This window comes from Candidatus Uabimicrobium amorphum, assembly GCF_009002475.1.
Lineage (GTDB): Bacteria > Planctomycetota > Uabimicrobiia > Uabimicrobiales > Uabimicrobiaceae > Uabimicrobium > Uabimicrobium amorphum.
The window spans coordinates 924,298-937,450 of sequence record NZ_AP019860.1; the positions used below are offsets into that span (position 1 = coordinate 924,298).

Here is a 13,153-nt window from a genome sequence, read left to right on the forward strand (position 1 = left end):
TATGGTGTCATCCCTGACTTGATCAGGGACCCAGGCGTTTACAAATTGAATTTATATTGTGGATTTCTGCTTTCGCAGGAATGACGGCGCTCTAGGAAATTTCCGTCTTGATAAAACAACAGCGAGTTGTTGGGCACAACCAGTCTTATGGAAAATATATATCACAAACTGTTAGGAGTCTCCAGTGAAATCACGGCTCCTAACTACTACGAAATACTGGATATTCGGCCGCAAAATTTTACCGTAGAAGTGCTACAACAGAATTACAAACAGCAGCTACAAAAATTACAACGTCTGGGGAATAACCCTAAATACAAAGAAGCTATTTTATTTCTCAAAAGTGAATTGCGCAAAGCGCGTAGCCAGCTCGAAAACATCGAGTCGCGAAATGCATATGATGCCATCTTGCAGCAAAAAAAAATCGCAGAGCTTTCGCAAAAAATAGCTCTTTTCCGTATAAAAGGCTACATTGCTCCATCAGAATTTCGCTATTTGCAAAAAATAGCACGCGAAGAGAAAATTCCTCAAAAGCAACTGAGCAATTTAGTAGGAAAAACATCAAAACCAAAAACGCATTTTAAATACAAAGATGTGTTGTATGTGTTTCTGTTACTGGGAACATTGTTGTTTTATAATAGGGAATATATTTTCCAGTGGAACGACGTGACAGAAACAAAAGCCAAACAAAAAGTTAAACAACAACAGAAGAGTTTTCCCGATCCTTCGAATATTCCTCCGCATATGATATATATACCAGGCGGTTATTTTTATATGGGGTATTCCGAAGGAAATTACGATGAAAGGCCGTCACGGAAAGTTTACTTAGATGCTTTTTACATAAGTAAATATGAAGTGACAAACGCTGATTATTATAACTTTGTGAAAGACACAAATTATTCAATACCATATACAAAAAAACGAGAATCAATATATCAAAACTTTAATTGGAACCCTCTTACCAGCAAATATCCGCGTGGAAAAAAAGATCATCCTGTGGTTTTGGTAAGTTGGGAAGAAGCAAATTCTTATTGTAAGTGGTTATCACAAAAATTGCATTTAAATGTAGCTCTGCCAACAGAAGCTCAATGGGAAAAAGCAGCTAGAGGTGAAGCGGAGCTTTCGCAGTATCCTTGGGGACCTTTTGCCGAATCTGACACATTTTACGCAAACTATAGCGTTCATGAAGATGGTTTTGCACAAACAGCTCCCGTGAATTCATTTGTTCGCGGTTGCTCTCCATTTGGTTGTTATAATATGTCCGGTAATGTCGCTGAATGGTGTTTGGATGACTATAATCCTACAGCATACAGTACATTAAAAAATACTAATCCATTGTATGTAAACCACAATTCACAAAGAAAAGTGGTTCGTGGAGGTTCATGGGAAAACAAAATACACCAACTCCGAGTATCTAGTCGTAAATATCGCGCAAAGAACGAACGCAATATTCACACTGGATTTCGGTATGTCATTTTAATTTCGAAATGAGGTTATCATATGAGCAAATTTACAGAACTATTAAATGTTCTTACCGAAAAACACTTGTTAGGGTCGAGTGTCGAGGTATTATGGTGGGACCAAGAAACATACCTACCTGAAAATGCCTTTGCATTTCGCGGCGAACAAGTGTCTTTGCTTTCTAAACTAAAGCACGAGCGTTTTACAAGCAAAGCAACGGGAGACATAATAAATAGGTTATACGAAGAGTTACAAAGTAAACCCGAAAATTTTGATCATGAACAAAGTGTGATCATTCGATGTGCGCATCGCGATTACACCAAGTTGACAAAGTTACCTGCTAGTTTTATTGCCGAGCAAAGTCAGGCAATTTCAAAATCAATGAGCGCGTGGCTAAAAGCAAGAGAGCAAAAAGATTTTGCTATTTTTGCCCCACATTTAGAAAAAGTAATTGAGTTAGCTATTCAAAAGTCAAGATATATTGATAGTTCTCAACATCCATATGACGTAGCCCTGGATGAATATGAACCTGGATTTACCGTAAACAAGTTGGATGTATTGTTTGCGGGAATAAAAAAAGCTTTGATTCCTACTTTGCCGAAAGTTTTGGCACATCAAAACGAGCAAAAAAGCGTTACGCTTACTGGTTGTTTTGATGTAGAAAAGCAAAAACAATTCGTCAATGAAGTTCTCAAAGATCTTGGTTTTGATTTTTCTTCGGGACGAATGGATTTATCTGTTCATCCTTTTGCGATCACTCTAGGTCCTGAAGATGTTCGCGTTACAAGTCGTTTTAACAATACTGGTATCGAAGGTATATACTCAAGTATACATGAGTGTGGTCACGGACTTTATGAACAAGGTCTAAACAAGAAATACCCAGGCACGGGGCTTGCAGAAGCAACTTCCATAGGTGTGCATGAATCACAGTCGCGTTTTTGGGAAGTTTTTGTTGGTCGTGAAAAACCTTTTATTACCAGATATTTACCACGTCTTCAAGAACTATTTCCTCACTTGAAGCATTTGTCGGAACAAGATTTTTACCGCGCAATAAACCATGTAAATGCTAGTCCGACACGCATTGGTGCTGATGAAATAAGCTATCACTTACACATTACCTTGCGTTATGAGATGGAGCGCGATTTATTCAATGGAGACATCAAGGTCAAAGATGTTCCTGAAGTATGGAGTGGCAAAATTAGAGACTATCTCGGTGTAGAAGTCAAAGACGATCTCCAAGGCGCTTTACAAGATATCCACTGGGCTCAATCACTTCTTGGATATTTCCCAACCTATACGATAGGTAGTATGTACGCAGCACAGTTTCTGACAACAATGTATAAGGAAATTAGTGATTTTGACCAAAATATCACCAGCGGAAATTTCCATCCGTTGTACAACTGGTTGGCAAAAAACATATTTAGCGCTGGTCGTTCAGTAAACGGTCCGGAACTCATCGAAAATGTAACAGGGGAAGAGGTATCCGAAAAATATCTCCTTGGACATTTACAAAGAAAATGGTCTGATGATATGGAAGTTAGCTGTGCCGGTTGATAAATACACTGTTTTAGATAAAAATATGACAAAAGAGGAGCTCTCTAATTTAGAGAGGGCTCCTCTTTATTTTGTGCTAGACAATATACGTAGTGCCTTCAATGTCGGCTCGGCTTTTCGTACGGCAGATGCAGGTAGCATAGCGCAAATATGTATTTGTGGTATTTCCGCATATCCCCCAAATCGCAAACTAGCCAAAACAGCATTGGGAGCTACAGATTCGGTCCCCTGGAAATATTATGATACAACAACCGAGGCCATTAAGGATTTAAAGTCTCAAGGGATAAATATTTGTATTGTTGAATTGACAAGTCGTAGTGAGAATTTTTGGGAACACTCGTTTTCCAAACCCACAGCCCTTGTTTTTGGGCATGAAGTAACGGGAGTCAGTGAAGAAGCTTTAGAATTAGCGGATCATTTTGTTCACATTCCAATGCATGGCAAAAAATCCACGCTGAATGTTGCAACTTCTGTTGGAGTTGTAATGTTTGAAGTATTGCGACAGTGGAATGGTCCGAAGTAAGAAATATGAGGAGCACGCAAAATGGTAGATTTTCATCCACAGAAAGTCGGCAGCGTATTTCATCTACAACCTGGGCAGGAGATTGATGGCTATACAATTTTATCTGAGGTTAGTCGTGGTGGAATGGGAATTGTTTTTAAAGCCGAGGAAAAGAACTCGCAGCGGATAGTTGCCATCAAAATTATTTTTCAAAATCAAAGTAAAATTGCCAAAAGAAGGTTTCTTCGCGAAGCAGAGTTAGCAGCAAAACTACAACACAAAAGCATTGTTGAGGTTTACAATGCCGGAACTTTAGAGGGAAACTTGTATCTAGTGATGGAATATGTCGAAGGGGTCACCCTGGAAGACTGGAGTGAAAATCGCGACTGTTCTATGGAAGACGCTGTTGGTATTGTCTCACAGATCGCCGATGCCCTTGAATATGCACATCGCAAAAAAGTAGTCCACCGCGATGTAAAACCGTCAAATATAATGATCCAAAGAGATGGTACGGCAAAAATTATGGATTTTGGTTTGGCGAAAAGCGTCCATATTGGGGACTACAGCCTAACAAAAACCGGTGACATCATCGGCACTCCAAGTTATATGGCACCAGAACTGCTCAAGCCTTCGCGATCGCGAGAAATAAATTATCAAGCGGATATATATTCTTTGGGAACGATTCTCTATGAATTGCTGAGTGGACAGCAGATGATCCCGGGAAGGTCTGCCATGGAGATTATTTTTAATTTAGAACGTGCTGAAATTGTACCTCTGCGAAATTACATTCCCGAGTTGTCCGATGAGCTAGAAATTATTCAAAAGAAAGCGGTGGCTACCAAAGCGCAGCGCTACGAAACTATGCAGCTATTTGCTCACGATTTACATTGTTTCAAAGAAGGAAAAAAAGTAGGTACAAAACTACCCTTTGCGTGGAATAAACTGTATTTCCCTGTCGCGGTATTCAGTGCGTTGTTACTTCTTTTTGTCGTATATCGTGTCGTTTTTAGCTCGCAGAGCGTGGAAGTTGTCAATGTCGATAATACGTATTTTGAGGGGGCTGTGGCTTTTGAGAACAAACAATACCAAAAAGCCTTTGGTCTTTTTAAATCCATAGATAAGAAGCGTCCGATATTGCTATTTTACTTAGGAGCTTCTCTATACGAGCACGAAAAAAATAAGCGCAAAATTACGGGGAAGGCTTACGACATAAAGCGAATTTTACAATATTTGCAAGGAGCATATACAAAAATCCCGCAACATTTAGAAACAAATTATTACTTAGCGCAGTTACATGGAGAAAACAAGAATTCCTCTCAAGCAAAACAACATTTGCAAAATTGCATTGAGATTGCTCCCAACGATCCACGTTACTATATAGATTTTGCAAAAATTTGTTATACAAATACCCTCGAAGATCCCGGTGAGGCTTTGCCGTGTTTTGAAAATTTGAAAAAAGCATTGAATCTAGATCCTGGTAATCTGGAGGCTGCGGATTTATTATTTCGTTTGTCGTTACGTGCGCCTCATTTTCAGGGATATAATTGGATGATTCTCGAGGAAATGTTTTTTTCACTAGAAAGCATAAAGCGACCGTTACTTTTCAGACCGTATGCCCAAAAAACAAAAGTGGAAACTTATCCCAAATACATAGAAGGATTAGTAAGATTAGACGAGCGTAGTGATGATTTTTACTTGTACTTGGCTTCTGTTGCCTATATTGAAAACAAGCCGATAAATTCATCGCAAGCTACAGAAGGTATGAATAGTTTTTCGAAAGTATTGGCTGATCGAGAACGCGATGCTTTTGTGCGCTTTTTGGCCGCTCGCTCCCTTGGTGATTTAGGTAAATTTGAGTTACTCGCTTCGCACTTTGATAAAATGGACGGAGATACGGTTGGAAAAATAGTGGTGAGTAACATACTCAGCCAACATCAAATTTCCATAGATATGGATAAAGTTCTAAGTGGTTTTAAAGAGATTATGTTGCGTAAAGAACAAGAGCATTCGTTGCTGATGTCTCTCGTGGGACAAAGTTGTTACATTTACCATACGAAGTATGTTTCTCCTGTAAATGCAAAAAACAATGTGGAAACGATGCTTTTTAAGCTAATGGCAAGTAACATTCCAGATAATGCAAGACTGGCGGCGGCAGCAAGTGCCTTCTCTTTTGCTGCGGTAAATAATGATCTAGGGCGGAAAGGGTACCGCACTTTAAAGAAGTTTTTGCAAGATAAAAACCCTACAAGGCGTCACTATGCTCACAGTTATTTGTGGAATAACAGCAAGTTCATAAAAGATAAAGATGAGTTTGTCAATCTATACAAAAGCGGCCTAAACGATAATGACGAAAACGTTAATATGATATGTCTTTCTTTTTTCGATAAGTACATAAAAAAGGCTTCGATAAATAGAATTGCTCTGGATTTAAAAAGATTAGGATTAAGTCAAAAATCGCAAGAACTGACGTTGCGCGCCCTGTGCTTGTGGAATATTTCTCTACAGCCTGTCGAAGCGATTATCTCCATATTGGAAGAAAATCCACAAATGTCTCCTCTTACGCAGTGTATGATCGTGCGCTATTTTTCCATTTGCGAATACATGAAAAAAAATCGTCCGGGAAGCTTTCCTCCTGGGTTAATGAAACTGTTGGCATATACTGCACGTAGCCAAAATCATTTTTTTCAAGCAAATATGTATTTCCTCATGGCGCTTTTTGTTCCTCAGTTGGTTATGGACGGAACAAGAAAGCATCCTGACACACAGGCAGGACTAATTAACGGATTGGGCTACTCTATGGGGTTATCGCGACAGGGACAATTTTTAAAAGACAACCTTGCGCGATACCTGTACGAACCACAGCCAACCATACGCCAAGCCGCCAATACCATGATGGTCATGATATTAAATGACAACGAGAGAGCACAGTTTTGCAACTCATTGCAAAATAATCAGGATGCATTTGTACTTGCAGGAGCGAGCGATGGTTTTCACCGCATTATGCAATTGCGTTTGTCGTTGATGGATCTCAAGGATCCCGTCAAAATGCAAATGAAGATGATGAGGGTGGTAAATCCACAGCGTTATCGACCGTATACGTTTGAAAAGAAATATGACAAATACGAAGTTGCTCTTCGAACAAGAAGCCGCTCGACTGAGAGCTATTTACAAAAAATGTATCAAGCAAAAAAGCTATACGAGCGACCTGTTTATCTATATGAAGAAGCTTTGCTTCTCATGGCGTCGAATCGAGATGCAAAGCCGAGCTTGCGTAGAGCAATTGACTTGGTACCAGACTTTTACCGGGCACGAGTCACCCTTGCAGGAATTTTACAAAAAGAAGGGCGTGGTAAAGAAGCTTTTCTTTTGGTCGAAAACATTGTTGCAAAAATAGATAATCCTTATACATTACAGAAAATAGCACAACTTTTTAAGAAGCTAAGAAAGTACTCTCATGCGGAGATCGCTTACAAGAAACTTTGGGACTTAGACCCATATAAAAAAGAACGATTTTTAGATATTGTTCGTATCTTTTGTTTGCAAAAAAAACGTCAAGAAGCCCTTCGTTACGTAAGTTGGGGCGTAAAGATGTTTAAGCGTAAGTACGCCACTACGGCAAGTTACGATGATATTATCGCACAAAGTGACTTTGCTGAAGACGAATTTAAGCTGATCTACAAGAGTTCTCAAATACAAAGGTTGCCCGAGTAATGTATGATACCAAAATGGATATGGTGATGGAAAACTGTCGTGTGGCGTTGCAAAAAGACCAAGAAAATGGCAATAAAATCGATGGTTATCTCAAAATTGACGAACCGTATATCGAAGAAGACGATCTCAAAACGTTTTTTTCCGCATATGAAAATTTACTGCAAAACGGGGTTGTCGTCTGGGGACACTTAATCCAAGCCAATTTTGAATTGTATTCTTCTGGAAAATGTGATCGTCCAGGCGAAGTGGTGTATTGTAAGAATCCTTTGCTGCGTTGTGATGTGGGTAGACTAGAATGGATTGCTGCGGAAATTTTTAATCTAAAAGGAACAACCCCTGAAGATCCGTCTTTAAAAGAAATCGCAGATTATCTCACCGATGGGTACATTCGCGTTTTTGGTTTGCCAGTGCCTCCTGCCATATCACGTAAAGATATATATCAAATTTCCACGGTATATTTCGCACGACACCACCTGCCCAATAAAAAGTTGAGTGGTTCCGTATTCCCGGTCATTATCGATAAGGACAATCCGCGTGTGGCTATGGTTCTCCCCCACAAATACTGGCCACGCGATTTTTTAGATCATTGGAATAAGCAAAAAAACAATCATACGACACAGCCCAAAAAACCAAAAACCCCGAAGATTCTCCATTTGTCATTTTACAATACCGTATTTATGACTCTTTTAGCTATAGGTCTCCTGTTTTTCTTTGTCATACCTACGGCATATATGAAGTTTTTTCCCCTACAAAAAATGACATGTGGCGAGTTTTTCGATACCGACAAAAAACCCCTTGCGGTGGATTTTAGCGATGGCTCTTTAGATTATACAAAAGCGGTAACCATCGATGACAATATGTATGTTCCTGTTCGTGCACAGCAAAAGAAACACAAATTTATACGCGTCGTGATTGAATTTTCCAAAGATGCCGACAGAAAAAAAATTGGTGCGCGGGGAGTTCAAGAGTTTTATACGGACCCGAAATTACAGCAGCAAGTGTCCCACGAAATAAGTATTCGCCACGGGGTGAGAGTCAAAGATTTACTCGTTCTTACCACGGTGGAAACCGATAAACGTTTGTTGTGGATTCTGATTGCGGTTTTTGTCATCGCTTGTATATTGTCACCTCTAAATATAGTGCGCTATATTGGTATGTTTCGCAGTGGAAGTTACGACGACCATTCTCATGGTCAATTGACCAAGGCCGGTCTTTTGATTTTGTTTGCGTCTCTTGTCGCCTTCTTCATCACGTTTAGTAGCCTATACACGAGGTACAAACATGGAGAAACTATCGAGAAAAACTGTGGAGATTTTTATAAAGATCGCGAAGACCTTATCAATGTTTCAATAAAAGATTGCATTGTAGATTACAACAAAACTGTACATTTAGACCATCAAATAGTCGTCCCCGTTTTCCCAAAAAATATGCAAAATGAAGAAATGCGTATCTTTTTAATTTTAGGGGAATGGAAGAAAAAAAATCGTGCGCGCAAATACCTACATCTTAAAAACAAAGGAAAAAAAATACGCCTTTTGACAAACTATAAAGCGATAAAGGGTATGGTTAGCGAAGACAAAGGCCACGAGAAGATCCTTGCCGAAATGCGTAATAAAGGTAAAGTCGGAGAAAACTATACATTTATCGAAGAAGGTAAAAAGTTGCCAAGTACTTTCTTTGTTGTATCTCGCGGAATCTTGGCAATCATTTGTTTGATTTTGGGGTTATGGATTTGCACAAAAGTGGGCGACGATGAATAAACGTTAGCGGTTTGTAAAGAAGTATCTATCATTTACGATGGTAAATGAAACAGCTTATCAATAATTTTTTGTCTAAGTTCCTTATCATATCTACTTTTACCAACCAACGCTTTCTGCATACGTGGAAAAATAATGAGGTGCTCCTCGCCATTTTTCAGTTTCAATTTGTATCTTGGAAATCCTATGTTGTATGGAATCACCACAAAACGGGTATTTTTTTTAAAAGACTCTATCTCTTCGATATCTATCTCAAAGGTAGTATCGGAGAAATTTTTAATTGTGTTGATAAGTTTTCCCATTTGCACGCGGTGAAAGAACAGCTTGTTTCCTTCGAGTTTCACAGCATAGCAAGGTAGTATTTGCACCAGGACGTTTGTCAGTATTTTTTGTGAAGCTGTTTGTGCTAAATATACGCAAATCAGCTTATCTTCATTCTGTAAATCCACCATATTTACCCTATTTTTTTATCATTTCTAAAATTTTTGCGAACCATCCATAAATTAGTAGAGTATTACCACTGAGAAAAAAAGAAAAGAAATCGAAAGGATAAATAATATGAGTGGTAAATACTCTGCGTACTATGATAACAATTTTACGCAAAATGCAAAAAAAATTTTACAAAAATATATTGAAGACTGCGTCAGCAATGGCAAAAAATATCAGTTAGCTCCTGAGGCAATAGCCGAATATGTCAGTAGCAAAGTTAAGGAGCTTACTGCGGAAATTGCGGAAGTTGATGCCGAAGCCGTTATGGATATCATTGGGCAGTTACCGAGCGCAGCAGAAATAGCCAATGAGTGTCGTGAAAAACCAGAATTTGCAGAATCGAACGGTTACGCCCAGCTTCACTTATCGGAAAATAATCGTTTTTTAGGCGGTGTTTGCGGTGGATTAGGAGAATATTTTCGCATAGATCCTACTCTCATTCGCGTGGCATTTATCGCCGGAAGTTTTATTGGTGGAGCAGCAATTGTTGTTTACATCATTTTATGGTTGGCTTTTTTCGAAAAAGAAAAAGGCAAAGATTACCCTCCTCTTGTCGCACTTATTTTTCAAGTTCTCAACATTCTTCGCGTGGTTGTTATTTCATTGCTGTGGGTTGTTTCTAAAAAAAAAGTCGCCACTTCTTCCCCACAACAAACCGAGAATAAAACACAAAAAAAAGATGAACCTGAGCCTGTAAAAAAGCGTAACTTTTTTCGGCGTGTTTTTGGGGGCCTGACGTTTGTCGCCATGTCGCTTCTGCTCTATTTACCAAGTATTTTGGTATTGTTGGGGATAGCTAGCTTTTCGCTATGGGGTATATTTTACCCCATAGTCGATATCGATGGATTCCAATTTAGCTTTGCACAATTGAGCATTCCTGGCGTTGTTTTGGCAATTTCCGCCGCAGTGTTGACCTTTTTGTTATTTTTACTGGTAATTACTTTTGTAGGGCGTTTGCACTTCAAGGCAAAAGTAATGGGGAAAACCATGGGAGTTTTTACGATATTGTTTATTGTACTCTCTATTTTTTCTCTAGGTTCATCTGTGGCGATTACCGCGTTTCAAAACCGCAATGTAGAGTCAAATACAGTGGTGCATACCATCCCTAGTGACAAAGAGATAAACTTTTCTCTTGAGCATTTGCGTTCACATGTTCGTGTCGAAAGTTTGAAAATCCGTGGTGAGAAAACAGCGGAACAAATAACGGTTCGTTGTGATATCAGTGCTAGGGGGGAAGACAGTGAACAAGCAGAGAATAACTTGCAAAATATACAAGTTTCTTGGCTAGAGGGGAAAGTTTTTCCGCAGATTGTCAAAAATAGTGATGACTTTCACTTTGAAAAAATCAATATTGAAGTGGTGGTTCCTACGACAAAAAAAATTGCGATAAAGGGGCGGAGCCGCAAACGTCTTATCATTGAAGGCGTTTTTTCTCAGCAAATAGAACTTGATCTCGACCATAGCCATATTGTTTTGCAAAATATCGAAACCCCTGAGATCAATTTGGTGGGAAAGAAAACTTTTTTTCAACTAAGCGAAGTGAAAATACCACTTGCTAAGGTAAATCTCGAAAGAGGAAAAACTCACATCAAAAATAGCGACATCGAAAACTTGATGATCCACAGTTACCGTGGTCGCGTTCATTGCACAGAGAGCAATATACAACTGCAGTTGCATAATGACAAGGGGCATGCATTTATTATGGAAAATGTCGGCGTGTTAGAAATCGAAAATCATCGTGGACATGTTGAAATTAGAGACCACAAATTTATAGAGAAAAGTCAAAGTTCTATTGCTTGCAAGCACGGCAGTTTAGACATCGGATTGTCGACAAAAAACTTACCGCAGTTCAATATCACCAACAGCCACAGCCGTGTCCGTAATAAACTGCCAAATTTTTCTTCAGGTGACGCCATTGTCGATTTAAACCTGAACTATGGTCGTGTCTATCTACACCCCGTGTACATAGATCATTAGATTTTTTTTGACAGGATGAACAGGATGAACGGCTGTGGCTGGTTGATTTTGTTAATTCTCACGACTTGTGTTAGGTAGAGAAAATATTTTATACGTTCCCGATCCTGTTCCCGTAAGAGAACAACGTTATTTTCGGGAACGGGATCGGGAACGGGAACGGGATTGGTAAAATTCATGGATTGGGTTGTTATGAAACAAACATGTAGTAAGTGTGGTAGAGAAATAGACGGCAATTGGTGCGATGATTGTCATAGCGCAAATTTTGCTTGGCGTCGTGTCAGAGAAGGTAGTAAAATTTTTGGTGTATGCCAGGGGCTGTCGATATACACTCATCTACCAGTGGCCGCTATTCGCTTGGCATTTGTTGTGGCCGCGATATTTGGTGGTTGGGGAATACTTTTATATCTGATTTTATGCCTTTTTCCTGCCAGAGACGCAAGTGAGGCATCTCCGCTATCACAATTCGAAGACGACGATAGCACTGGTATTGGTATTTTTGAATCGTCGAAAAAGATATTATATAAATTTTTGTCTTTTATTATTTTTGTCATTTTATGTGCATGTCTTTATCTACCACTTTTTACTATCTGTACGGTTGCCGTAATTGTCTCTATCAGTGGATGGTTCTATCCCTATTTACAAATAGGTGTGTATCGCAGCACATTTTTTGAACTAGGTGCCATTGGCTTTTTGTGGGGAATATGCAACCCGCTTCTTGGTATTGTTACGATTTATTTTATTGTGCATTGGATATTGACATTTCATCTGAAAAAATGGCAATGGACAATAACGAAAACTGTCATTACTTGGTTTGTGATCGCTGCAACGTGTGTTTCATGTTTATGGATGTTTCATCTTCTGCACCGCAAAACTCATTCTAAAACATGGAATGTCGCAACGACCAGCCAGTTATCGCAGATTTTACAGACGGAAAATATTCCGATTCGCCGTATCTTTTTTACGACACATAAAAAGAAGCAAACAGTTGTTACATATTCCTTATATGTACATGAGCTTTCTTCAAATATTGTAAAAAACATGGATAATATTGACATGCTGTGGAATGAAAAACCGCGTTGGTACAATCTACATATGTTGAAAAAATCTTTTGCATATTTCGATATTTTCATCTATATGCCTGAAAATGAAAATTTGGAATTGCGTGGCATTCCTCGTTTGTATATTACCGGGAAATGGCGCAAGGTTTTCTTGGAGAACATCGATGAAATTACCTTAGAAAACACGCAAATTAAAACCCTTAACATAAACACCAACGGTGGAAAAGTACGTATCGAAAATGCCGATGTCGCAGCGATGTACCTATATCTTACCAGTTGTGAGACGATCATCGATGCTTTTCAGGGAAAAGATAGCAAAATATATCAAAATGATGGGTGGTTGGAGATGGTCGATTTTGCAGGGAAAATACAACTACAAAATATTGTGGGGCATTGTAAAATAGTTCGACCACTTTTTGAGAATAACAATGAAATCACCACCGACTCGGGAAATATTCGCATATATTTTTTACATGACTTTATCCCCAATCTTGATTGTCGTGGAGAAAATATTGTCAATTCCGCGCCACGATTTTCCATGGAAGACAAATTGTTAAAAATAGTGAGTGACAATGCCCGAGTTACTCTAAAGATGTATGGTTTGAAGTAGCCGCTTCGTTTGCGAGAAGTAAAAAAACATAGACGCT

8 protein-coding genes are annotated in these 13,153 nt (G+C 39.0%); 7 read left to right on the top strand and 1 reads right to left on the bottom strand.

The window, feature by feature from the left end; all coding sequences use genetic code 11:
- The first annotated feature begins 147 nt into the window (after positions 1–147).
- From UABAM_RS03150 to UABAM_RS03170, 5 genes are read left to right on the top strand one after another with little or no spacing between them, the layout of a single operon-like run.
- A complete protein-coding gene (locus UABAM_RS03150) occupies positions 148–1,488 on the top strand; it encodes a formylglycine-generating enzyme family protein (RefSeq protein ID WP_151966547.1) in 1,341 nt (446 codons plus the stop codon).
- A gap of 9 nt (positions 1,489–1,497) precedes the next feature.
- On the top strand, positions 1,498–3,012 hold the full coding sequence (locus tag UABAM_RS03155; protein ID WP_151966548.1) for a carboxypeptidase M32: 1,515 nt from the start codon (positions 1,498–1,500) through the stop codon (positions 3,010–3,012).
- Positions 3,002–3,535, top strand: coding sequence for an RNA methyltransferase (locus UABAM_RS03160; protein ID WP_229759351.1), 534 nt, complete (start codon positions 3,002–3,004; stop codon positions 3,533–3,535). Before UABAM_RS03155 ends, UABAM_RS03160 begins: the two co-directional genes overlap by 11 nt.
- A gap of 21 nt (positions 3,536–3,556) precedes the next feature.
- Positions 3,557–7,225: a serine/threonine protein kinase gene (locus tag UABAM_RS03165; protein WP_151966549.1), complete on the top strand. Its 3,669-nt coding sequence runs from the start codon at positions 3,557–3,559 to the stop codon at positions 7,223–7,225.
- On the top strand, positions 7,225–8,985 hold the full coding sequence (locus tag UABAM_RS03170) for a hypothetical protein (protein ID WP_151966550.1): 1,761 nt from the start codon (positions 7,225–7,227) through the stop codon (positions 8,983–8,985). The genes UABAM_RS03165 and UABAM_RS03170 overlap by 1 nt, the downstream gene beginning before the upstream one ends.
- Before the next feature lie 32 nt (positions 8,986–9,017).
- Here UABAM_RS03170 and UABAM_RS03175 read toward each other — a convergent pair whose 3' ends face one another.
- Positions 9,018–9,434 carry a hypothetical protein gene (locus tag UABAM_RS03175; protein WP_151966551.1) on the bottom strand — a complete coding sequence of 139 codons (417 nt, stop codon included), beginning with the start codon at positions 9,432–9,434 and terminating at the stop codon, positions 9,018–9,020.
- Between the two features lie 106 nt (positions 9,435–9,540).
- Between UABAM_RS03175 and UABAM_RS03180 the strand changes: the two genes are divergently transcribed.
- A complete protein-coding gene (locus UABAM_RS03180) occupies positions 9,541–11,448 on the top strand; it encodes a PspC domain-containing protein (protein WP_151966552.1) in 1,908 nt (635 codons plus the stop codon).
- A 174-nt stretch (positions 11,449–11,622) separates the two neighbouring features.
- Positions 11,623–13,116, top strand: coding sequence for a PspC domain-containing protein (locus UABAM_RS03185; RefSeq protein WP_151966553.1), 1,494 nt, complete (start codon positions 11,623–11,625; stop codon positions 13,114–13,116).
- Positions 13,117–13,153 lie beyond the last annotated feature (37 nt).